Consider the following 21,319-nt stretch of genomic DNA (forward strand, 5'->3'; position numbering starts at 1 on the left):
AAGGCGAACATGGCAAAAGAGTTTTCCCGTAGCGATCGCGTAGCGGAGCAGATGCAGCGCGAATTGGCAGATCTGCTTCAGTTTGAAGTAAAAGATCCTCGTGTGGGCATGGTCACCGTTACTGAAGTTGAGGTGAGCGGTGACCTGGCGCATGCCAAGGTCTTTTACAGTGCCGAAAAAGGCACGCCAGAATTGCAGAAGGGGCTCGAGAAAACAGCAGGCTTCTTGCGAAGTCAGCTGGCTAAACGGCTTTTATTGCGCACAGTGCCTCAATTGCATTTTGTTTACGATGCATCTATTGATAATGGTATGAAAATATCGCGACTGATCGATGATGCGTTGGCGCAGGATCAAGATAACGCTGACAAAGGTGATGCCTGACGCAATGACGTCAGTCATGTTGCAACTGTGCAGTTCAAACGAATCAAACGCGATATCAGCGGCATTCTGTTGCTGGATAAGCCGTTAGGGATATCCAGCAATCAGGCATTACAAATCGTCAAACGCCTGTTTCAGGCAGCCAAGGCAGGCCATACAGGCAGCCTGGATCCATTAGCAAGCGGATTGCTACCAATATGCTTGGGTGAAGCGACCAAGTTTTCTCATTTTCTGCTGGATTCCGATAAGAGCTACCGTGCCCTGGTGACGCTGGGCAGCACGACCACAACGGGTGATGCCGAAGGTGAAATACTCGAGCGGTCACCCGTTACGACTACCGCGGCAGAGTTGGATGTTGCGCTCAAAAAGATGGTGGGCGATATACTGCAGGTCCCCCCCATGTATTCGGCGTTGAAACATGGTGGTAAAGCGCTTTATGAATATGCCCGGGATGGCGTAGAAATTACGCGGGAAGCCAGGCCGGTTCGCATACATGACATTACGCTGGAGCGGTTTGAGGGTAACCAGTTTGAGATCGTAGTGTCCTGTAGCAAGGGTACATATATTCGCACTCTGGCCGAAGACATCGGTAAGTTGCTAGGCTGTGGTGCCCATCTTGGTGGTTTGCGCCGATTGACGACCGCACATTTCCATCTGGATGATGCAGTGACTATCGAACAGCTGGAACAAATGTCACTGGAGCAGCGAGACGAGGCTCTGCTTGGTGCGGATGCTGCGATCGAGGATTTGCCGCAGGTGACGATTGATGCTGATAGCGCCTTCTATTTACTGCGAGGCCAGGAAGTGTGGAAGTCAGGCCTCAGTATTGAAGGGGTATTCAGAATCTATAATGAACAGGGTGATTTTCTGGGGATAGGGGAGCAAACCTCACGCGGCGCAATCGCGCCCAAGCGATTGCTGCGTCAAACTGCCTGACAAAGCGCGGTTGAGCGACCTCCGTACCTGAACTATTCTTCACTCAAGAATGCAGCCAGTCTGGCAAAGCTTTCTTGAGTTTATGATTGAATGAAGATATAATTAAAAGTTGATTGTAAATGAATGCTCTAGCGGGGCTGGATGTAACCTGCATTTGCATTGACGCGCAAACACATCTCACAACACAGGATATAAGTTATGGCAATTACAGTTCAAGAAACAGCAAAGATTGTTGCTGATTTCCAACAAGCTCCAAATGATACAGGTAGCCCAGAAGTTCAAGTTGCACTTCTTAGCGCTCGCATTACATATTTGACAGAGCATTTCAAAAGCAATGCCAAGGATCACCACTCCCGTCGTGGTCTGCTGAAGTTGGTAAGTCAGCGCCGCAAATTGCTGGACTACCTCAAGCGCAAGAATGCTGATCGTTATCGCACTCTGATTGAGCGCTTGGGTCTCCGTAAATAATTACGTTGCACCTTGTAAAGTATCAGCGCAAATTCGTGAATTGAAGAAACAAGCCGAAGGCAAAGCGGTAACGCGGCGCTTATCGGCTTTTTTCGTTTTAATAAGGACATAAGACGTGAAAGCCATTAAAAAAACGATTACGTATGGTCAGCATGAGCTGACTCTGGAAACGGGCGAAATCGCTCGTCAGGCTGATGGCGCAGTGATGGTGAGTTACGGCGATACCGTCGTGCTCGTTACTGTGGTCGGCAAAACTGATGTAAAGCCTGGTCAGGATTTTTTCCCATTGACTGTGGATTACCAAGAACGCACCTACGCTGCCGGCAAGATTCCTGGCGGCTTTTTCAAGCGTGAAGGTCGCCCTTCCGAAAAGGAAACGCTGACATCGCGTCTGATCGACCGTCCTCTGCGTCCGCTCTTTCCTGAAGCTTTCTACAACGAAGTGCAAATTGTGGCGACCGTGATGTCGTCGGACAGCGAAATCGATTCCGATATTCCTGCCATCATCGGCGCTTCCGCGGCCCTGGCCATTTCCGGTATTCCATTCTATGGCCCGATTGGTGCAGCGCGTGTAGGTTACATCAATGGTGAATATGTACTGAACCCGACTGCCACTCAGTTGAAAGATACAGAGCTGGATCTGGTAGTTGCTGCGACATCGACCGCTGTACTGATGGTGGAGTCGGAAGCCAAGGAATTGCCTGAAGATGTGATGCTGGGTTCTGTGGTTTATGGCCACGAGCAAATGCAAGCCGTGATCAATCTGATCAACGAAATTGCGGCAGAAGTTGGCAAAGAGCCATGGGATTGGACTCCACCTGCTGAAAACACCGCACTCATCGAAAAAATCACTGGCATCGCTAGCGCCGATATCAACGCTGCTTATCAGATCAAGTCCAAAGGGGCTCGTTCTTCCAAGCTGGATGAAATCAAGAGCCGTGTCTTGAGTGAGCTGATTACTGAAGCCACGTCGACTGAAGAAGCGAACGAAATCAAGTCCATTCTGCATAATCTCGAAGCCAAGGTTGTACGTGGTCAGATTCTGAATGGCGAGCCACGTATTGATGGCCGTAATACTCGCACTGTGCGCCCGATTACTATCCGCACTGGTGTGCTGCCTCGTACCCACGGTTCTGCCTTGTTCACCCGCGGTGAAACGCAGGCGCTGGTCGTGGCTACTCTCGGTACTGGCCGCGATGAGCAAATCATTGATGCTCTGCAAGGTGAATACACTGATCGTTTCATGCTGCATTACAACATGCCTCCTTACGCTACCGGCGAAACTGGTCGGGTAGGTACGCCTAAGCGTCGTGAAATCGGCCACGGTCGTCTGGCCAAGCGTGCGTTGCTGGCTGCATTGCCAAGTCAGGAAGAGTTCGGCTATACCATTCGCGTCGTATCGGAAATTACTGAATCCAATGGTTCAAGCTCCATGGCATCCGTCTGTGGCGGCTGTCTGGCATTGATGGATGCAGGCGTTCCAGTCAAGACCCACGTGGCAGGTATTGCCATGGGCCTGATTAAGGAAGGTAACCGCGTTGCAGTTCTGACCGATATCCTGGGTGATGAAGATCATCTGGGTGACATGGACTTTAAGGTGGCCGGTTCGGAGGATGGTATTACCGCTCTTCAAATGGATATCAAGATTACCGGTATTACTGCCGAAATTATGCAAGCCGCTCTGGCGCAAGCCAAGGAAGGTCGCCTGCACATTCTGGGTCTGATGAAGGAAGCCATGGGTGAGACCCGTCAAGAGCTGTCCGCTTTTGCGCCTCGCATTATCACCATGAAGATCAACCCTGAAAAGATTCGTGATGTTATCGGCAAGGGCGGCGCAGTGATTCGTGCGCTGACCGAAGAAACCGGTACCACCATTGATATTGAAGAAGATGGCACGATCAAGATCGGCTGCACCAGTGCAGAGGCTGGTGAAGAAGCTAAGCGTCGCATTGAAGCCATTACTGCAGAAGTGGAAATTGGCCAGACGTATGAAGGCACTGTCATCAAACTGCTGGATTTTGGTGCGATTGTTTCATTGCTGCCAGGCAAAGATGGTTTGTTGCACATTTCGCAAATCGCTCATCAACGCGTAAATGCAGTGGGTGACTTCCTCAAGGAAGGCCAGGTTGTTAAGGTCAAGGTAATGGAAGCTGACGAAAAAGGCCGCGTGCGTTTGAGCATGAAGGCGCTGATCGATCCACCTGCAGAAGAAGCCAAGGCTGAAACCGAAGCATCTTAAGCATATAGGATAGCGATAGCACTAAAACAAAAGGCCGGAATTTCCGGCCTTTTTGTTTTTCTGGCAAGCCATCAAAAGATGGTGATGCCGAATAGAAACGCTTATTTATTTAGCAACTTGACGCTCGCGAATTTCATCCAGCGTTTTGCAATCAATGCAAAGTGTTGCGGTAGGGCGAGCTTCGAGACGCTTCAAGCCAATTTCAACGCCGCAGCTGTTGCAATAGCCATATTCGTGCTCATTGATCTTGCCCAGGGTCTCGTCGATTTTCTTGATCAGCTTGCGCTCGCGGTCACGATTGCGTAGCTCCAGCGCCATGTCGGATTCTTGGCTGGCACGGTCATTCGGGTCAGCAAACATGGTCACCTCGTCCTGCATGGTGTGCACAGTGCGATCAATGTCGTGACTTAACTCGGCTTTCCAGTCATTCAGGATCTTGCGGAAATGGTCGAGTTGCTTGTCATTCATGTATTCCTCATCCGGTTTCGGTTGATAAGGAATAAATTGTCTTGTGATTGCTTCAGCCATAGGTGCCTTGAAAACTCAAAATGCGATTGACAAAATTTAAAGCGGAGAAAGTGTACACCTAATATAAATGGTATGCAAAACACCTAACTGCATTGAACATGTTGCCTTCGTATATCAAATGAGCGTTCAATTTCCACAATGTCGGCTAGTGTACTACCAATCAGTATACTGGTAACTATATTTGGGCGGATTCCTTGAGTTCAAGGGCCATCAAGGTATTTTCCATCAATGTGGCAACCGTCATGGGTCCGACACCACCGGGTACAGGTGTAATCCAGCTGGCACGTTCCTTGGCAATGTTAAAGTCGACATCGCCGCAGATCTTGCCATCTGGCAGGCGGTTAATACCAATATCAATCACTACCGCGCCGGGTTTTATCCACTCACCGTTAATCAATCCGGGTTTGCCTGCGGCTGCAACGACGAGATCAGCACGTTCGATATTCTCGCGCAGATTTTTGGTATGGCGATGACAACAAGTAACCGTGCATCCAGCCAGAAGCAACTCGAGAGCCATGGGGCGGCCGACATGATTTGAGACACCAATCACGACAGCATCCAGTCCCATTAACTGAATATTGGCTGACTTCAACAGTTTGATGACGCCAAATGGCGTACAGGAGCGTAGGGTCGGCTCACGCACAGCCAAGCGACCGATGTTATATGGATGAAAGCCATCGACATCCTTGCTTGCGGAAATGGTCTCGATGATTTTCTTTTCGCTGATATGCGGAGGAAGCGGGGATTGCACCAAAATGCCATCGATTTCACTATCTTCATTCAACTGTCTGATCAACGCCAGCAGATCGGCTTCTGAAGTGTCGGCTGGCAGATCATAGGCAAGAGAGCGTATGCCAACCTTCTCACACGCGACGCGTTTGTTCCGCACATAAATCGCCGACGCAGGATCTGCGCCTAACATAATGACAACCAAGGCAGGTGCACGCTTGCCAGCAGCCAAGCGCTGGTCAACGCGTGCCTTAAGCTCAAGTAACATGGATTCGGCAACGGCTTTGCCATTGATGAGTTGTGCGGACATAGAATATGGACGAATGAAAAACCATGATTTTAACAGATTCAGTTTGACCACACCGCTGGTTTGCGCTATATTTGCGGTCCTCGGGGTGTAGCGTAGTCTGGTAGCGCGCCTGCTTTGGGAGCAGGATGTCGGGAGTTCGAATCTCTCCACCCCGACCAGTATTTCAAAACGATTGTCCGACAATCTGCCCGTAGCTCAACCGGATAGAGCACCAGCCTTCTAAGCTGGGGGTTACAGGTTCGATTCCTGTCGGGCAGGCCATGATACTGATCCCCCAGTTTCAATGGTGGCTGTAGCTCAGTTGGTAGAGCCCTGGATTGTGATTCCAGTTGTCGTGGGTTCGAGCCCCATCAGCCACCCCATTTGCTTGCTAGTTTTAAAATCCCCCTTATCACTCGCATCTAGTAGTATCAAATCCACTACGCTCGCTTAACTTCAAGTTGTTATCTGTTGGAGCGCTCGCTGGATGGCTTCCTGGCTGTCTGGCCTCACTTCTCGTGTTATTTCTTTACCATCTCGCAAAAATATCAATGTTGGCCATAGCTTGACGCCAAAGCTACGGCCCAGGCGACGCCCTTTTCCGTCTTCAACCCGGAAATACCTTATCTGGGGATTGGCTTTTATCAGTGCATCTATCCATGGGCGCCTTTGTTGGCAATAGCCACAATACGAAGCCCCGAATTCTATCAAGGCAGGACCTGCCAGCTGATCAATTTCAGCTCGAGTCGGATCAGGAAGGTTTTCAGTCATGATGTACTTGGTCCTTTTACGATCATATTCATCATGGGGTGGATATCGTATCGCCATTTCCGTTCAAAATAATGAAGAAATACGATCACAAACCGATGCGTACTGTAGGCTTTTTGTCCGTGGCGAATGAGGCATCTGGCGCGCTCCTGCATCGATATCTGCCATTGATGCTACTGGGCTTAGTGGTTATAGTAACGTCATGAAAAATAAAGATTCTTTAATTTAAGCTGTGGTAAGGGGGTGCCATGACTACAGCTCGTCCAGTTCTTATTATTGTTGACGATGATCCTCTGATCACCGATACATTGCACTTCGTATTGGGTAAATCGTTTGATGTATTTGTCGCCGCTTCCCGTGCCCAAGCGCAAAGCGTATTGCGCCAGCTGAGTGAGCCGCCTTCCCTGGCTCTGGTTGATCTTGGTTTGCCTCCCTCGCCACAAAAGCCGGATGAGGGATTTCAGTTGATTTCCGAATTGCTGGCGCATTCGCCCACCATGAAGATATTGGTGCTGTCGGGCCAGAATGAAGCGTTTAATGTGAAGCACGCCCTCACGCTGGGTGCCGTGGATTTTATCCCCAAGCCATGCGATGTCGAGCGACTGCAGACGATTTTGCTCAATGCCTTGCAGTTGCAGCATGCCGAGCAGAGTGAGGGGTACTTAAGCAACGAAACTTCCTTGCCAGGCTTGCTGGGCGAAAGCGCGCCTATTCAAACCTTGCGCACGCAAATAACGCAGTTTGCAGATGCGCCATTCCCCGTACTGATCGAAGGCGAGTCCGGTAGCGGCAAGGAACTAGTGGCAACCAGTCTGCATCGCCTGAGCAAGCGTGCGAACGCGCCTTATCTTTCCATCAACTGCGCGGCCATCTCGCCCTTACTCGCCGAGTCCATTTTATTTGGGCATGGCAAAGGCGCATTTACCGGAGCCGCCAACACCCAGACAGGGTATTTTGAAGATGCCGGGGATGGGACGTTATTTCTGGACGAAATTGGCGAGTTGCCACTGGAGCTGCAAGCCAAGTTATTACGCGTGCTGGAGAATGGCGAATACCAGCGCGTGGGTGAAACGCAGACCAGGCAAAGCCGGGCGCGCATCGTCGCCGCCACCAATCGCGATTTGCGTACCGAGGTGCGCAATGGCAAGTTTCGTATCGATCTTTATCACCGGCTGAGCGTATTCGCTTTGCGCGTTCCGCCATTGCGTGATCTGGAAAATGACCGATTGCTATTACTGGAGCATTTCAGTCAATTCTATGCTCGTGAAACTGGGCAGGCGTTATTTAAGCTGGATGAGCAGGCGCAGCAGTTATGGATGGATTATCACTTTCCGGGCAATGTGCGCGAGCTGCGTAACATCATTATCCGCCTGCTGGCCAATTACGCCGGCGAGACGGTGACGCAGAGCCGCCTGTCCTCAGAGCTGGATTTGATCGGGCAGATCAAGGTGAAAGAGATTCTGCTCAACGATGGTGATGCCATCACCTTGCATGCTTACCAGCACCTGCGCAGCGAAGCCAACATCAATGTGGATGCCGTGCTGAAGCGTTGGGAAAACGCTTATGTGAATGCCGCCCTGAAAATTACCCACGGTAATTTGAGCCAGGCTGCCAAGCTGCTCGGTATCAATCGAACGACCTTATATAGCCGCATACAAACCCAGGAAGAGTACAAAGAATAGGCCCATGTACTATGCGCATTTCGGCTTAAAGGAACCCCCTTACAAAATCACGCCGAATACCGACGTGTTTTTCACGGGCGGCAAGCGAGGTGCGGTCCTGGACGCCCTGATATATGCCATTCGCAGTGGTGAAGGCATTATCAAGGTGGTTGGTGAAGTGGGAAGTGGCAAAACCATGCTATGCCGCATGCTGCAGACACAACTGCCGGATAGCATAGAAACCGTTTATCTCGCCAACCCCAGCATGGCGCCGGATGAAGTGCTATATGCCGTAGCTTTTGAGCTGCAGCTCAAATTGCCTAAAAATGCGGACAAATTTCATGTCATGCAGATTCTGCAGCAGTATCTGCTCGACAGGCATGCAGCAGGAAAGCAAGTGGTGGTGTTCGTGGAAGAGGCGCAAGGCATGCCCCTCGCCACACTGGAAGAGCTGCGCTTGCTGTCCAATCTGGAAACCAAGCATGACAAGCTTTTGCAGATTGTCCTGTTCGGGCAGCCCGAGCTGGATACCAATCTGAACGCCTCGCATATTCGGCAGTTGCGGGAGCGTATTACCCATAGTTTCAAATTGCAGCCGCTCGATCAGCAGGAGGTGAGTGAGTACCTCATGTTTCGTTTGCGTGCTGCTGGCTATTTTGGTCCGCCATTATTTACGCCGGCTGCCATCAAGCTGCTTTCACGCACTGCGGAAGGTCTGGTGCGCAGGGTAAATGTACTGGCAGACAAGGCGCTGCTGGCGGCTTTTTCAGACAATGTCTACCAGGTGCGCCCCCAGCATGTGCGTAGCGCGATTGCCGATAGTGAATTTAGCCAGCAAGCACAGCAAAACAGGTGGCGGAGATGGCAATTTGCCCTGGGCGGGCTGACTTTGTGCGCAGGCTTGGTTGCTGGCTACATCGGGCATCAGTGGCAGTCTGGCAAACCCATTTCTCAAGCTGTAAATGCCCCGGTGTTAGCGCCATCGTCTGCGCCTGTGGTTTCCAAGCCCCGGGTAGAGGAGGTGAAACTGACAAGCGCCGCCGGGTCAGCGATTCATTCTTCAGCTGCCGAGCAGCCAACAGCCAGTGCAGTGCAAGATGTTCTGGAAGCCCGCTTGCAAGCGACGCACGCGTGGTTAGACCGACAGATCGAGACCACCGTCACCTTGCAGTTGATGGGGGCCTATCGCGATGAGGATATGCGTGATGCCCTGAAAACACTGGCGCTCAAATTGTCGCTGGATGATCTTTATGTCGTGCGTACGCGAGTTGGCGGCCAGCCATTCCTGAGTCTTTTTTATGGCAGCTTTGATAACCGCGAGGAAGCAGCATCCGCCTTGAAGCAATTGCCAGAAAGCGTGCGTGCCAACCAGCCACATATGAGGACTGTGGGTGGAATCACAAAAGAAATAAAACAACTTAAATAGCTTAATTGCCATACTGTACTTAATATGCGATAAATCAGGGGCTGTTTACATGGGGAATCACAAGGCACGATGAATAAGAAGATCGTCACTGCTATTGCCTGGCTCGGGTTGGCCGGCTGTTCACATGTATCGCAGATCACACCCTCCACGGGGCATATTGATGCAGTGACGCCACCTGCGCCAGTCGCTGCCATTCCCCAGCCCGTCAAAATCACCCCATTTGTCCCCGCGCCCAAGGCCAAAAATCGCGAGCAGACTTACAGCGTTGTCGTGAATGAAGTGCCAGTCAAAGAAATCCTCTTTGCGCTGGCGCGTGAGAGCAAGCTCAATGTAGACATTCACCCGTCCATCCAGGGCAAAGTCACACTGAATGCCGTGGATCAGACCTTGCCCGCGATTCTGGAGCGCCTCGCCAAACAGGTTGACCTGACCTACAAGGTTGAAAACAACGTGTTGTATGTGGCTCCCGATATGCCGGTGTTGCGTACCTACAAGGTCGACTATGTGAATATGTCGCGCGACACAACCGGCTTTATCGGAGCGGCAGCGGAAATTGCCAGTACCGGGCGTAGCGCCAGTACCGGGACTGCAGGGAGTGTGTCCACCGTCACAAGCAACGGTACCGGCGCCGCCAATAGCTCACGCACCGCCGTGAATAGCGAATCCAAAAATCATTTGTGGGAAACCCTGATTCAGAATCTGCGTGACCTGCTGGCAGAAACGGATAAGGAAGTGATCATTTCGCGCACGGCGAGTCCATCGCAAGCGGAGTCACCTGCTTCCACTAATGAAGGGAGCAATCCTGCGCAACCACTGAATCCGAGCCAGACCACATTGCCTCCGGCTGCAAGCAATGCTCGCAACGCGCAAGAAGAGCGTGATCAGGCACGCGCCGAATACAAAACCCTGTTTGCCGCGACCGTGATTGCCAGTCCGGAAACGGGCGTCATCAGCGTGCGAGCCACCAGCAGGCAGCATGAAAAAGTGCAGGAGTTTCTGGATAAAGTCATGGCGAGCGCCCGACGCCAGGTATTGATCGAAGCTTCCATTGTCGAAGTCACCCTCAACGACACGTATCAAGCCGGCATTGACTGGACCCGCCTCGGCGGCGGTTTTAACATCAATGGTTCTCTGGGCACTACCGGTATTGTTTCGCCATCCGGGGTGGCCGCGGCGGCGGGCAGTGTGAGCCCGTTTGTGGTGGGCTACAGCAGCAACGACATCAGCCTTGGTCTCAGGTTATTGCAACAGTTTGGCAATACCAAGGTGCTTTCCAGCCCAAAACTGATGGTCTTGAATAACCAGACAGCGGTGTTGAAGGTGGTGGATAACCTGGTGTATTTCACCATTCAGTCACAGATATCCCAGGGCCTCACCACCGGCTCCACCAATCTGCAATCGGTCACCACCACGCCCAATACCGTGCCTGTGGGCGTGGTCATGAGCGTCACACCGCAAATCAATGATCTTGGCCAGGTTAATATCAATGTGCGGCCAACAATTTCGCGGGTGGTCAGCTACGTCAATGATCCCAATCCCCAACTTGCCAACGCTAATGTCATCAGCCGTATCCCCCAGATTCAGGTGCGCGAGCTGGAATCGGTGTTGCGGGTGAACAGCGGCAACACGGCGGTGTTGGGTGGCTTGATGCAGGACAATATCCAGCAAGCGTCCGATCGCGTGCCTGAAGTGTCCAAAATCCCGTTTTTTGGCAAGCTGTTTACTGCCCGTAGTGACTTTACGATTAAAACCGAGCTGGTGATTTTCCTGCGGCCCATCGTCATTCAGAACGCCACGCTGGAAAGCGAGGAGCTGCAGTCATACAAGCAATATCTGCCCAGCATGCAATTACAGCAAAAACTCGATGAGTCTGCTAATTAAAGCCCTATCCCGCGCTGAACAAGGCAAGAGCAGTGGTGACGCTGCGACTGCCGAAACCTTGTCGCTCGAGCCGCAAGTCGCAGCTGGCAATACGCGTGAAGCTGAGCGGGCGCCTGCAGGCGATCGGGCTACGGCAAGCACGCTGATGCAGGCCAAGCCCCGCCATTCCGGAATATCGCCAACCACCCTGAGTGTGTTGGGATTAGTGCTGCTGCTGGCATTGCTTGGCGGATATTTTTTGTATGACTACCTGCAATCGTTAGCCAAACCTGACATTGTCATGGCAAAAATGGCCCCGCCAGAAGTGCCAGCTGCTCCATCCAGCCCAGTAGATGAAGAGCTGTCTGTGGCGGATGATAGTCCACCTGCGGCGACTTCGTCTGCGGAAGTGTTCTCAAACAAACATCCTGTACCCAGCGCTGGCGCAGATTCTGCTTTGGATATGAGTGCCCCTGCGAAATCACCAGCTGCGGCCAAAGCGGCACCGCAGGTATTTGGTGCGACGCCGGACTTGCCTACGGCAAGTACATTTACCGTCAGCAAAAGCAATATTGCGCCGGCGGTGAACCCGAATCTCATCGCCGCATATAAAGCCTGGCAGGCAGGAGATATTGCCTCGGCGCAAAAGCAATACCGCATGGTCCTGCAAAGTGATAGCGGGAATGTGGATGCCTTGCTGGGCATGGCGGCCATCGCCCTGCAGCAAGGGCGGCAAGCCGATGCACGCGGCTGGTATAGCAAAGTGCTGGAGCTGGATCCCCGTAACCCGACAGCACAATCGGCCCTGATAGGCATTGGAGAGGCGGCGGATCCTCTCGGTAGCGAAAGTGCATTGAAAAATTTGCTGGCGCAGCAGCCAGAGGCGGCCCACCTGCATGCCATGCTGGGCAATCTCTACGCCAGCCAGCAGCAGTGGGCTGCGGCACAGCAGGCGTATTTCCAGGCGCACCATTTTGCGCCGGATAACGTCGACTATCTGTTCAATCTGGCCGTCAGTCTGGACCAGATGGGCAAACCTGCACTGGCACTGCCGTATTACCTGCAGACCCTGCAACGCCTGCCCGCTGCCGGGGCGTCGCAGGTGGATCGCGCGCAGCTGGAAGCCCGTATCGCCCAGTTACAGCCTTGAACCTACATCGCATTTTTAAAGAGCATACTCGAACGGCATGACAGAACCTCAGCGTAAACAGCGGCTTGGTGAATTAATGGTGCAGCAGGGACTGCTGAGCCAGGATCAGCTCCGCATTGCGTTGATTGAGCAATCGCAAAATGATATTCCGCTAGGCCGTCATCTGGTGCGCCTGGGCTTTGTGACCGAAGCCATGGTGCGCGATCTGGTGGCGGACACCATAGGCTATGAAAGCATAGACCTGGCGCCTGTGGTGGCTGATGCCGAGGCACTTGCCATGGTGCCGGAGGACTTTGCCCGCCGCTATCATCTGTTGCCGATTGCCTATGAAGAAGCGGCGCGCCAGCTGGTGATCGCCATGGCGGATATGTTCAACGTGGTGGCGCTTGATCAGCTACGCGCCATGCTGGGGCCGCAGATTCAGATCAAGCCGGTGCTGGCCGCCGAAGCGCAGCTGGAAGAATATATCGACCAGTTTTACGGCTATGAGCTCTCGGTGGATGGCATTCTGCGTGAAATCGAAACCGGCGAAATCGATTACCAAAGCCTGCAGGCCGATGGCAATGAATATACCCAGCCGGTAGTGCGTCTGGTCGGTGCGCTGTTGATGGATGCGGTCAAACGCAACGCATCGGATATTCACTTTGAACCCGAGCTGGCTTTTTTACGCATACGTTACCGTATTGATGGCGTGCTGCGGCAGGTGCGTAGCCTGCACAAGACATTCTGGCCTGCCATTGCGGTTCGTCTCAAAGTCATCAGCGGGATGGATATTGCAGAAACCCGCGCCCCGCAGGATGGCCGCCTGCAGATCAACCTGGTCGGTCGCCCGATTGATTTCCGTGTGGCAAGTCACCCCACCATCCACGGGGAAAACCTGGTATTGCGCGTGCTCGACCGCGAAAAATCCATCATGCCGCTGGAGCGCATGGGCATGCGGCCGAATACCCTCAATGAATTGAAGCGCATGATGACGCGCCCCGAGGGCATCGTGGTCGTCACCGGCCCGACCGGTAGCGGCAAGACCACTACGCTGTATTCCCTGCTCGCGCATCAGAATACCGAGGCGGTGAATATCATGACGCTGGAAGACCCGGTGGAATACCCGGTCACCATGATGCGTCAGACTTCGGTAGCGGAGGTCAACAAACTCGATTTTGCCAATGGCATACGTTCCATCATGCGGCAGGATCCCGACATTATCCTGGTAGGCGAAATCCGCGATGAAGATACCGCCACCATGGCATTTCGCGCGGCGATGACCGGGCATCAGGTATTCACCACTCTGCATACCAATTCTGCGCTGGGGACTTTCCCCCGTTTGCTGGATATCGGCATTTCGCCGGACATCATGGCTGGCAATATCATCGGCGTGGTGGCCCAGCGGCTGGTGCGGGTACTCTGTCCGCAATGCAAGCAAGGCCATGCGCCTAACGAAGACGAGCGCACGCTGCTTGGTTTGGCCCCCGGCCAGGATGCCATTATCTACCGGCATGTGGGCTGCAAGCGCTGTGGCTATACCGGCTATCGCGGTCGCATGGCGATTATCGAGCTGCTGCGGATCGACAGCCAGATGGATGCCCTGATTGCCCGCCGTTCGCATCTGGATGAAATGCGCGCCCTGGCGATGGAGCAGGGCTTCGTGCCGCTGGCTGAAGATGGCGTGCGCCGCATTCTGGAAGGCTATACCAGCATCAGCGAAGTCATGCGGGTGATCGACCTGACCAACCGGATGCGTTGAGCATGCCGACCTTCAACTACAAGGCGGTGGATCAGATCGGGCGGCCAGCCCATGGCCAGATAGACGCGCTGAACGAGGTTGACCTGGAAGTGCGGCTGGAGCGCATGGGGCTCAGCATGATTACCTTTCGGCCTGCCCGCAAGTCGCCTGCCTTGTTCAAGCGCAGCCATGTCAGCCTGCAAGACCTGATGATGTTCTGCTTTCAACTGGAGCAGCTCACCAGCTCAGGCGTGCCTCTGCTGGAAGGTCTGGCGGATTTGCGCGACAGCACGACCAATCTGCATTTTCAAAAAATTATCGGCGCGGTGACGTCTGAGGTCGAGGGCGGCAAGCTATTGTCACAAGCCCTGGCCGAGCATCCCAAGGTGTTCAATCCATTGTTTGTCAGTCTGGTGCAGGCGGGGGAGCAAACCGGGCGTTTGCCCGAAGTATTCGATAATCTCGCCAACACCTTCAAATGGCAGGATGAACTGCTCTCGCAGACCCGCCGCCTCCTGGCCTACCCGCTGTTCATCATGGTGATGGTGCTAAGCGCGGTGGTGTTCCTGATGATTTACCTGGTGCCCAAGATGGTGGGCTTTCTGCGCAATATGGGGCAAGAGCTGCCTTTGCAGACCAAGGTGCTGATTTTTCTTTCCAATGCTTTCGTCAATTACTGGTGGCTGATTCTGGGGCTGCCGGTGCTCATTATCAGCGCACTGGCTTATCTTATTCATCACTCACCCGCGGCGCGTTACCGTTTTGATTACCTCATGCTGCATTTGCCCGTCACCGGGCCCATATTGCAAAAAATCATACTGGCGCGTTTTGCCCGCTATTTTGCCTTGATGTATCAAACTGGCATCCCGATTCTGGATGCCATCAAGACCAGTGAAAACATCGTGGATAATCGCGCGGTGGCGGATGCCCTGACGCGCGCCCATCATCAGATCAATGCGGGTGAAAGCATGAGTGAAAGCTTTCGCAATGCCGGGCTTTTCCCTGCGCTGGTGGTGCGCATGATCAAGGTGGGCGAAAGCACCGGTGCGCTGGATGTCGCACTGCTCAAGATCAGCTATTTTTATGATCGCGATGTACGCGAGTCCATCGAAAAGATGCTCAAGATGCTGGAGCCCGCGCTCACGGTCATCCTCGGCGCTATCATGGCCTTTATCATGTTCTCGGTGTTGGGCCCGGTTTACGATTCCTTCAGCACGCTAAAACTCTGATGGCCATCTTCAATAAAATCGTCCTCTGCGCTACCACTACCCAGCTGATTGCCGGGGTGTGGCGTCTGGGCAATTTGCAATCCAGCCACGAGTTCAGCAGTGATCCCAAAGGCTATGAGGCTTTTGTGCGCTTTCTGGCCCAGCACGACAATACCCGGCTCTACATGCTGGTGGATGCAGTGGAGGAGGATTACCAGCAGGATTATCTGCCGCATACCCGGGGCAGTGCCCGCCGTGAAATGCTCGCGCGCAAACTGAATCATGGTTATCGCAATGCCACTTTCAAGGCCGCGCATTTCATTGAGCGCCAGAAGGATAAGCGCAAGGATGATCGCTTCATCTACGTGGCCCTGACCAAGTCAGATTTCCTGCAGCCCTGGATGCAAGCGATCGCAGCTCAACGCATGCCGCTTGCTGGCGTCTATCTGCTATCGATGATGAGCGAGCTGTTGCTGCAGCGCATGAAGCTCAAGGCGCCGCATATCCTGCTGAGCGAACGGCTCAACTCGGGTCTGCGCCAGACGTACTTTCATCATGGACGTTTGCTGATCAGCCGCTCGGCGCCGGTGTCGCCCGCCATGCAGGAGCGCATGGCCTATTTTTACCTGGCTGAAACCGAGAAAACCCGGCTCTACCTCATCAGCCAGCGCCTGGTGATGCGTGATACGCCGATCAAAATGGTGCTGGCAGACATTGACGACACCAGCCGCCAGATTTGCCGCAATATTTCACAAGAGCAAAACCTGGAATGCGTCAGCGAAGATTTGAAAGTCCTCGCCAAAAGCCTGGGATTGAATCCGGAATTGCTGACGCGGCATCCCGAGCTGATGCACATGCATCTGCTGGCGACTGGCGAGTTGCCGGTCAATCTGGCTCCAGCCAGCTATACCCGCCACTATCAGGTTGGTAATGTGGCACGCAGTATTCATCTCGCCAGTGTGCTGACTTTGCTGGGCGGGTTTGTGGCGGCAAGCTATATCGGACAGCAAGCGGCGCAGACCTTGCAGCAAACGCTTGAAGCCGGCCAGGAAACCCGCATGCAGGAGCAGAAGTACCGCGAGGTCGCCAAAAATTTCCCTCAAACGCCTATCCCCAGCACAGACCTGCGTGCCGCGGTGGAAACTGCGCGCAAGCTTGCGTCTTATGTGCAAACGCCACAAGCCGCCATGCAGACGCTCAGTGAGGTTTTGCAGGCGCAGCCCGATATGCAGATTCATCGCATGCGCTGGTTGAATACGCCGGATATCACGATACGGGATGACAAGGCCGAAGGGGTTTCTGTGGGGCCAGCACAGGCTGCTCCGGCCGATGCTCAGCTCAGTGATACCAGCGTATTGCACCAGCTGGTGTTCGTGGATGGAGAGGTGGCGGGTTTTAATGGGGATTACCGCGCAGCTTTGGTACGCGTCAATCAGCTTGCTGAAAAGTTGCGCAGCTTGCCGCAAGTGGCATGGGTAGAGGTGCTGCAGGAGCCGGTGAATGTCAGCTCCTATTCCCGCTTGCAAGGCAGTACGACGGATGCCGTGTCGGCGGTTTCCATGGCGGCCGATTTCAAGCTCAAGTTTATTCTCCGGCCAACGGAGGGCGCGCAATGAAGCTCACCCGCCAGGATTGGTCGCGTCTGGCCTACCCATTGGCCGGGTTGGCATTGGCACTGATTGCGGCGGCCTTGCTGATCAGCTTTGCCTACGATCGTGTGACGGAAGCCGAGCAGGCGCTCCAGGCGCAGCAGCAGCAACTGCAGCGAGCCCGCAGCCGGTATATGGCGTCAGGCCAGGAAAAAGACACCATCGTCAGTTTTCTTCCTCCCTATAAAGCGCTGGTGGAGGAAGGCTTTATCGGCGAGGAGCGGCGTATCCTCTGGCTGGATAGCATCCGCAATATTCATCAGCAGTACAAACTGTTCAAGATCACTTACACCATTGGTGCGCAGGAGCCTTATACCCCACCGTTTCCGGTCGACACTGGCAGTTTTAAGCTCAATCGCTCGGTGATGCAGCTGGAGCTGCCCATGCTGCATGAGGGCGATATCCTGACCTTTTTGCAGGCATTGCGTCAGCAGCAGCGCAGCCCCATCATCATTCGCGAATGTGAATTGACGCGTTTGCGCGCCATCATGGATGCGACGATGACGCCTAATCTTATCGCCAAGTGTGAGCTGGACTGGTACACCCTGCGTGAAGCGCAACCGGGAGTGGCGCCATGAAAATATGGCTGACTATACTGTTATGTCTCGCCTCTGGCATGGCGCTGGCGGACGACCTGGGGCGATTGTTCACCACACCATTGCAACGCACACAGCTGGATGCGCAACGCCGCAATATGCGCGCCCTCCCGGAAAAAATACCGGAACAGGACATGGGGGCCGTGATGGATAGCGCCCCCTCTGGACCGATTTCAGTACAAGGCTATGTGCGCAGAAGCGATGGCAAGCCAGGTACGGTATGGGTCAATCAGCAAGCCATGCAGGAAAACAGGACGCTAGGCACCATGATTGTGGAAGAAGGAAAAAACCGCCGTGTGGAGATCAAGCTACCGGGTACCGGGCAATCGGTGAGGTTAAAGGCGGGGCAGGTGTACAAACCTGATAGCAACCGTATTGAAGAGTACAAGGCGACGGCCAAGGAATCCGCCCCCGTGTCACAAGAACGAGAAAATGCGCCTGCAGTGCCCTGAGTATTCCTCGCCGGCCACAGAGCAGCAAGGCATCATCATGATCGTGATGGCCCTGATCCTGCTGCTGGCTGGCAGCATGGCCTTTTTTGAGCGCATGGATGGCTATCAATACAAAGTAATGCGCGAACAGAAAACACTGGATGCGCTGGCAGAAGCCAAGGCTGCGCTCATAGGCTGGTCGGTAGCACATGCACAGTACCCTGGCATCCTGCCGTTTCCTGATCGAAATTCGGATGAAAACTACGATGGTCAGAGTGATTGTGTCAGTCAGGTGAGCACGCTCAATTACAGCCACTTGCTGGGCAAGCTGCCTTATCTTGCGCAAACGAATCCGTGCGTCGGTAGCGGCGCAGGTACCTATGGCTTATCTGAAAACCTGATGGATGCCGAGGGCGAGCGCTTGTGGTATGCGGTGTCACGCAATCTGGTGCGGCCTTCCACCAGCGCCGTGGTGATCAATCCCGATATTGCCGATGCCCCCACCTATCCCTGGCTGCAAGTGCGAGACAAAAGCGGTCGTCTGCTTTCAGACCGCGTGGCGGCGATTGTCATATCGGCGGGGCCGGTACTTGGTTCACAAAACCGGGCAGGCGGGATTGCGGGGCCGGCCGCCTATCTCGATAGCATCACCATCAATGGCGTTGCTTATTCGAACGCCAATTATCTGGTCGCGAATGAAGTGTTTATTAACGGCGAAGCCAGTGATCGTCTATCCAGCGAGAAACAGACCGAATTCAATGACACCCTGGTATTCATTACCATTGATGAACTGCTGGCTGCCCTGCAGAACAGGGCGATGGGGGAGGCGGCCACCGCGTTGCGCACTTATTATTCGGCGAGTGCGGCAGCAGCAAATAGCCGGTTTTTCCCTTATACCTCGCTTTTGCCCGATAGCACGCGCGCGTGCCAGGAGGGCAGTTTGAGTGGTAGCCTGCCGCTTATAAACAATAATTGCAGCCACCCGAATCCGGCGTTAACCCTGCCTGCCTGGTTTACGGAAAGCCACTGGCAAAACTATGTGAAATATGAACTCACGGCGGATTGCAGCTATGCAACGCGTGGCTGTAGCAGTAATGGGCTGGCGCAACTATCCAACCTTGATGGCACACGTATTTTGAAAGTAACACCATGACGTCGTATCGAATAAGCAGTCGAGGCTTCAGCTTGATCGAGCTATCGATAGTGCTGGTGATCGTGGGGCTGGTGATTGCTGGCATGCTGGTGCCGCTGTCTGCCCAGATTGATCAGAAAAATTACAACGAAACGCAAAGAGCCATGGCCGAACTGCGCGATGGCCTGATCGGATATGCCAGCAGTAATGGGTATCTGCCATGCCCGGATACCACGGGCGACGGGCGGGAAGACCGGGATGGCACAGGTGCCTGTGTGGTAGACCCAGCCGAGGGTAATTTGCCATGGGTTGACCTCGGCATGGGCAAGCAGGATGCCTGGGGGCAAAAGTATCAGTACCGGGTGGCAAAGGATTTTGCCAATAGCGGCAGCCGAATTACGTTTGCTAGCGCAGCCAGCAGCACTTTTCTGATGACCATTAACGACAGTAGCGGCACCAACCTGGCCCTTCGGGTGCCCGCCGTGATTGTCTCCAAAGGCAAGTCTGGTGCGGGCGCGGGTGCCAATGAGCAGGAAAACAGTGACAAGGATGAGTATTTTGTCAGCGATACTCCCAGTGCCGTGGCAGGCAACGAGTTCGACGATATTGTGGTGTGGGTACCATCGACCTTGCTATTGAACCGCATGCTGAGCGCCGGAAAACTGCCATAATTGCGGGTATGAACGACAACCAACTTTTACGCTATAGCCGCCATATCCTGCTGCCCAATATTGGTTACGAGGGCCAGGAGCAACTCGTCAACAGCCATGCCCTGATTGTGGGGGCGGGTGGACTGGGCGCGCCGGTGGCGATGTACATGGCGGCCGGCGGCACTGGCAAGCTCACCATCTGTGATTTTGATACGGTGGATATGACCAATCTGCAGCGCCAGATTATCCATACCACAGCCTCCGTGGGTATCAACAAGGCCGAGTCCGCGCAGCACGCCTTGCAGGCATTGAACCCGGAAGTAGAGGTGATCACGATACGCGAGAAATCGACAGAGGCTACGATGTCCGCTTTGGTGCGTAACGCCGATGTTGTGATCGACTGCAGCGATAATTTTGCTACCCGCTATGCCTTGAACCGCATTTGCCTGGCGGAAAAAAAACCGTTGGTATCCGGGGCGGCCATTGGCTTTGAGGGTCAGATTACGGTGTTTGATTTCCGGCAGGAGAACAGCCCCTGCTACCATTGCTTGTACCCGGATACAGGCGCCGACGATGCATTGCGCTGTGCTGAAAATGGCGTATTTGCACCGCTGGTGGGCATGATAGGCACGACACAGGCAGCCGAAGCCATGAAGCTGCTGATGGGAATCGGCCAGAGCCTGCAGGGCCGCCTGCTGCTGCTGGATGTGCTGAGCATGGAGTGGCGCAGCCTGCGCCTGCAACGCGACCCCACCTGCAGCGTTTGTCAGCCTTCTTAGGGGCGGATGCGGATATTGGGATATTGCTCGGCGATGTAATGCAGCAGGGCATTGATGAACAGGATCAGGCCTAGCATTTCCAACCCTTCCTCCAATGTACCCAACAGGCTGTATCCGAAGTTATCCCGACCATGCAGGGCAACATAACGCCCTCCCAATATTTCTACTCCAATGATCGCTATACAATATACCCCACCCGCTAGTAGAAATCGGATGCAGTGCGTGCGTTCAAGGTGTCGCAAAAAGCGAATGTAAGATATGCCGATGATGCTGATCAGTAACACGCCTGGTATCACCCAAGAGAAATTGAACCAAAGACTGTTTTCCAGATGAAGTTGTGGGGATATACCATTAAACAGCTCATGAAAGCTCATGAACTCATCCGCAGCCATCAGCAAAAAGCCCAGAGAAAGTATGTACCAGTGCGTAGCGTAAAGCGCTTTCTGAGTATGTTTCAGGTAAGTGATCAAGCCCAGTAAGGCGCTGCATATAAGAAGCAAAATGACTGAATAGAATGTTGGAATGTTGACTTCGGCATCCAGGTTTAGAAGCCTGGTCAGGCCCATGAGCCTGCCATGATCAGTGAAGTATTTCATCCATTGGGTTATCAGACTTGCCAGCACCAACGTAAGTGCGATGAGCAGCAATGCACGCGTTGCGACGAGTGTTGTTTTCATACCCCTTATCCCTTTTAATTATTATTCAATGACAGCCCGCTATCC

20 protein-coding genes and 3 tRNA genes are annotated in these 21,319 nt (G+C 53.7%); 19 read left to right on the forward strand and 4 right to left on the reverse strand.

Annotation, left to right across the window (positions count from 1 at the left end):
- Positions 1–9 precede the first annotated feature (9 nt).
- The 4 genes from rbfA to pnp all read left to right on the forward strand — a co-directional run bounded on the left by rbfA (position 10) and on the right by pnp (position 4,021).
- Positions 10–381 (forward strand): 30S ribosome-binding factor RbfA, encoded by a 372-nt coding sequence (gene rbfA / locus MPQ_RS00370; protein WP_013440896.1) that lies wholly within the window; start codon positions 10–12, stop codon positions 379–381.
- Positions 382–408: 27 nt separating this feature from the next.
- Complete coding sequence (gene truB, locus MPQ_RS00375) at positions 409–1,314, forward strand: tRNA pseudouridine(55) synthase TruB (RefSeq protein ID WP_013440897.1); 906 nt, start codon at positions 409–411, stop codon at positions 1,312–1,314.
- 198 nt (positions 1,315–1,512) lie between these two features.
- Positions 1,513–1,782: a 30S ribosomal protein S15 gene (gene rpsO / locus MPQ_RS00380; RefSeq protein ID WP_015829110.1), complete on the forward strand. Its 270-nt coding sequence runs from the start codon at positions 1,513–1,515 to the stop codon at positions 1,780–1,782.
- Between the two features lie 115 nt (positions 1,783–1,897).
- A complete protein-coding gene (gene pnp, locus MPQ_RS00385) occupies positions 1,898–4,021 on the forward strand; it encodes a polyribonucleotide nucleotidyltransferase (protein WP_013440899.1) in 2,124 nt (707 codons plus the stop codon).
- A gap of 105 nt (positions 4,022–4,126) precedes the next feature.
- Here the strand turns inward: pnp and dksA are convergent, their stop codons facing one another.
- Both dksA and folD read right to left on the reverse strand, forming a co-directional pair.
- Positions 4,127–4,549 (reverse strand): RNA polymerase-binding protein DksA, encoded by a 423-nt coding sequence (gene dksA, locus MPQ_RS00390; RefSeq protein WP_013440900.1) that lies wholly within the window; start codon positions 4,547–4,549, stop codon positions 4,127–4,129.
- Positions 4,550–4,724: 175 nt separating this feature from the next.
- On the reverse strand, positions 4,725–5,588 hold the full coding sequence (gene folD, locus MPQ_RS00395) for a bifunctional methylenetetrahydrofolate dehydrogenase/methenyltetrahydrofolate cyclohydrolase FolD (RefSeq protein WP_041362481.1): 864 nt from the start codon (positions 5,586–5,588) through the stop codon (positions 4,725–4,727).
- 81 nt (positions 5,589–5,669) lie between these two features.
- Between folD and MPQ_RS00400 the strand changes: the two genes are divergently transcribed.
- The 3 genes from MPQ_RS00400 to MPQ_RS00410 all read left to right on the forward strand — a co-directional run bounded on the left by MPQ_RS00400 (position 5,670) and on the right by MPQ_RS00410 (position 5,950).
- Positions 5,670–5,746 (forward strand) — tRNA-Pro (locus MPQ_RS00400).
- A 26-nt stretch (positions 5,747–5,772) separates the two neighbouring features.
- Positions 5,773–5,849 (forward strand) — tRNA-Arg (locus MPQ_RS00405).
- Between the two features lie 25 nt (positions 5,850–5,874).
- Positions 5,875–5,950: transfer RNA gene (locus MPQ_RS00410), tRNA-His, on the forward strand.
- Between the two features lie 73 nt (positions 5,951–6,023).
- Here the strand turns inward: MPQ_RS00410 and MPQ_RS00415 are convergent.
- Entirely contained in the window at positions 6,024–6,395 is a 372-nt protein-coding gene (locus MPQ_RS00415) for a thioredoxin family protein (protein ID WP_369750491.1), read from the reverse strand.
- Between the two features lie 188 nt (positions 6,396–6,583).
- Between MPQ_RS00415 and MPQ_RS00420 the strand changes: the two genes are divergently transcribed.
- From MPQ_RS00420 to MPQ_RS00475, 12 genes are all read left to right on the forward strand, one after another.
- Positions 6,584–8,017, forward strand: a complete 1,434-nt coding sequence (locus MPQ_RS00420) for a sigma-54 dependent transcriptional regulator (RefSeq protein WP_013440902.1) — start codon at positions 6,584–6,586, stop codon at positions 8,015–8,017.
- A 4-nt stretch (positions 8,018–8,021) separates the two neighbouring features.
- The gene (locus MPQ_RS00425) at positions 8,022–9,422 is read left to right on the forward strand and encodes an AAA family ATPase (protein WP_013440903.1); all 1,401 of its coding nucleotides are present in this window, start codon (positions 8,022–8,024) and stop codon (positions 9,420–9,422) included.
- Positions 9,423–9,491: 69 nt separating this feature from the next.
- Positions 9,492–11,303, forward strand: coding sequence for a pilus (MSHA type) biogenesis protein MshL (mshL, locus tag MPQ_RS00430; RefSeq protein ID WP_013440904.1), 1,812 nt, complete (start codon positions 9,492–9,494; stop codon positions 11,301–11,303).
- Positions 11,287–12,432 carry a lipopolysaccharide assembly protein LapB gene (locus MPQ_RS00435; RefSeq protein ID WP_013440905.1) on the forward strand — a complete coding sequence of 382 codons (1,146 nt, stop codon included), beginning with the start codon at positions 11,287–11,289 and terminating at the stop codon, positions 12,430–12,432. Before mshL ends, MPQ_RS00435 begins: the two co-directional genes overlap by 17 nt.
- Positions 12,433–12,469: 37 nt before the next feature.
- The gene (locus MPQ_RS00440) at positions 12,470–14,173 is read left to right on the forward strand and encodes a GspE/PulE family protein (RefSeq protein ID WP_041361897.1); all 1,704 of its coding nucleotides are present in this window, start codon (positions 12,470–12,472) and stop codon (positions 14,171–14,173) included.
- Between the two features lie 2 nt (positions 14,174–14,175).
- A complete protein-coding gene (locus tag MPQ_RS00445) occupies positions 14,176–15,381 on the forward strand; it encodes a type II secretion system F family protein (RefSeq protein ID WP_013440907.1) in 1,206 nt (401 codons plus the stop codon).
- The gene (locus tag MPQ_RS00450; protein ID WP_013440908.1) at positions 15,381–16,976 is read left to right on the forward strand and encodes a hypothetical protein; all 1,596 of its coding nucleotides are present in this window, start codon (positions 15,381–15,383) and stop codon (positions 16,974–16,976) included. The genes MPQ_RS00445 and MPQ_RS00450 overlap by 1 nt, the downstream gene beginning before the upstream one ends.
- A complete protein-coding gene (locus tag MPQ_RS00455) occupies positions 16,973–17,587 on the forward strand; it encodes a hypothetical protein (protein ID WP_013440909.1) in 615 nt (204 codons plus the stop codon). The genes MPQ_RS00450 and MPQ_RS00455 overlap by 4 nt, the downstream gene beginning before the upstream one ends.
- A complete protein-coding gene (locus MPQ_RS00460) occupies positions 17,584–18,057 on the forward strand; it encodes a hypothetical protein (RefSeq protein ID WP_013440910.1) in 474 nt (157 codons plus the stop codon). Before MPQ_RS00455 ends, MPQ_RS00460 begins: the two co-directional genes overlap by 4 nt.
- Positions 18,038–19,189 carry a hypothetical protein gene (locus MPQ_RS00465; protein WP_013440911.1) on the forward strand — a complete coding sequence of 384 codons (1,152 nt, stop codon included), beginning with the start codon at positions 18,038–18,040 and terminating at the stop codon, positions 19,187–19,189. The genes MPQ_RS00460 and MPQ_RS00465 overlap by 20 nt, the downstream gene beginning before the upstream one ends.
- Positions 19,186–19,839 (forward strand): type II secretion system protein, encoded by a 654-nt coding sequence (locus MPQ_RS00470; RefSeq protein WP_041361898.1) that lies wholly within the window; start codon positions 19,186–19,188, stop codon positions 19,837–19,839. The genes MPQ_RS00465 and MPQ_RS00470 overlap by 4 nt, the downstream gene beginning before the upstream one ends.
- 8 nt (positions 19,840–19,847) lie before the next feature.
- Positions 19,848–20,597 (forward strand): molybdopterin-synthase adenylyltransferase MoeB, encoded by a 750-nt coding sequence (locus MPQ_RS00475; protein ID WP_013440913.1) that lies wholly within the window; start codon positions 19,848–19,850, stop codon positions 20,595–20,597.
- On the opposite strand, the gene MPQ_RS00480 is transcribed toward MPQ_RS00475, so the two are convergent.
- Entirely contained in the window at positions 20,594–21,274 is a 681-nt protein-coding gene (locus MPQ_RS00480; RefSeq protein ID WP_013440914.1) for a hypothetical protein, read from the reverse strand. The two genes, MPQ_RS00475 and MPQ_RS00480, sit on opposite strands and share 4 nt — an antisense overlap.
- Positions 21,275–21,319 lie beyond the last annotated feature (45 nt).

The sequence above is a fragment of the Methylovorus sp. MP688 genome (assembly GCF_000183115.1).
Taxonomy (GTDB): domain Bacteria; phylum Pseudomonadota; class Gammaproteobacteria; order Burkholderiales; family Methylophilaceae; genus Methylovorus; species Methylovorus glucosotrophus.

What these genes read in the sequence shown, in the direction of transcription:
- MPQ_RS00440 (WP_041361897.1), top strand. Translation starts at nt 12,470, where the DNA reads ATGACAGAACCTCAGCGTAAACAGCGGCTTGGTGAATTAATGGTGCAG.
- MPQ_RS00455 (WP_013440909.1), top strand. Translation starts at nt 16,973, where the DNA reads ATGAAGCTCACCCGCCAGGATTGGTCGCGTCTGGCCTACCCATTGGCC.
- MPQ_RS00445 (WP_013440907.1), top strand. Translation starts at nt 14,176, where the DNA reads ATGCCGACCTTCAACTACAAGGCGGTGGATCAGATCGGGCGGCCAGCC.
- rpsO (WP_015829110.1), top strand. Translation starts at nt 1,513, where the DNA reads ATGGCAATTACAGTTCAAGAAACAGCAAAGATTGTTGCTGATTTCCAA.
- MPQ_RS00475 (WP_013440913.1), top strand. Translation starts at nt 19,848, where the DNA reads ATGAACGACAACCAACTTTTACGCTATAGCCGCCATATCCTGCTGCCC.
- MPQ_RS00480 (WP_013440914.1), bottom strand. Translation starts at nt 21,274, where the DNA reads ATGAAAACAACACTCGTCGCAACGCGTGCATTGCTGCTCATCGCACTT.
- MPQ_RS00450 (WP_013440908.1), top strand. Translation starts at nt 15,381, where the DNA reads ATGGCCATCTTCAATAAAATCGTCCTCTGCGCTACCACTACCCAGCTG.
- dksA (WP_013440900.1), bottom strand. Translation starts at nt 4,549, where the DNA reads ATGGCTGAAGCAATCACAAGACAATTTATTCCTTATCAACCGAAACCG.
- MPQ_RS00425 (WP_013440903.1), top strand. Translation starts at nt 8,022, where the DNA reads ATGTACTATGCGCATTTCGGCTTAAAGGAACCCCCTTACAAAATCACG.
- mshL (WP_013440904.1), top strand. Translation starts at nt 9,492, where the DNA reads ATGAATAAGAAGATCGTCACTGCTATTGCCTGGCTCGGGTTGGCCGGC.
- MPQ_RS00420 (WP_013440902.1), top strand. Translation starts at nt 6,584, where the DNA reads ATGACTACAGCTCGTCCAGTTCTTATTATTGTTGACGATGATCCTCTG.
- rbfA (WP_013440896.1), top strand. Translation starts at nt 10, where the DNA reads ATGGCAAAAGAGTTTTCCCGTAGCGATCGCGTAGCGGAGCAGATGCAG.
- MPQ_RS00415 (WP_369750491.1), bottom strand. Translation starts at nt 6,395, where the DNA reads ATGGCGATACGATATCCACCCCATGATGAATATGATCGTAAAAGGACC.
- MPQ_RS00465 (WP_013440911.1), top strand. Translation starts at nt 18,038, where the DNA reads ATGCGCCTGCAGTGCCCTGAGTATTCCTCGCCGGCCACAGAGCAGCAA.
- MPQ_RS00460 (WP_013440910.1), top strand. Translation starts at nt 17,584, where the DNA reads ATGAAAATATGGCTGACTATACTGTTATGTCTCGCCTCTGGCATGGCG.
- MPQ_RS00435 (WP_013440905.1), top strand. Translation starts at nt 11,287, where the DNA reads ATGAGTCTGCTAATTAAAGCCCTATCCCGCGCTGAACAAGGCAAGAGC.
- folD (WP_041362481.1), bottom strand. Translation starts at nt 5,588, where the DNA reads ATGTCCGCACAACTCATCAATGGCAAAGCCGTTGCCGAATCCATGTTA.
- MPQ_RS00470 (WP_041361898.1), top strand. Translation starts at nt 19,186, where the DNA reads ATGACGTCGTATCGAATAAGCAGTCGAGGCTTCAGCTTGATCGAGCTA.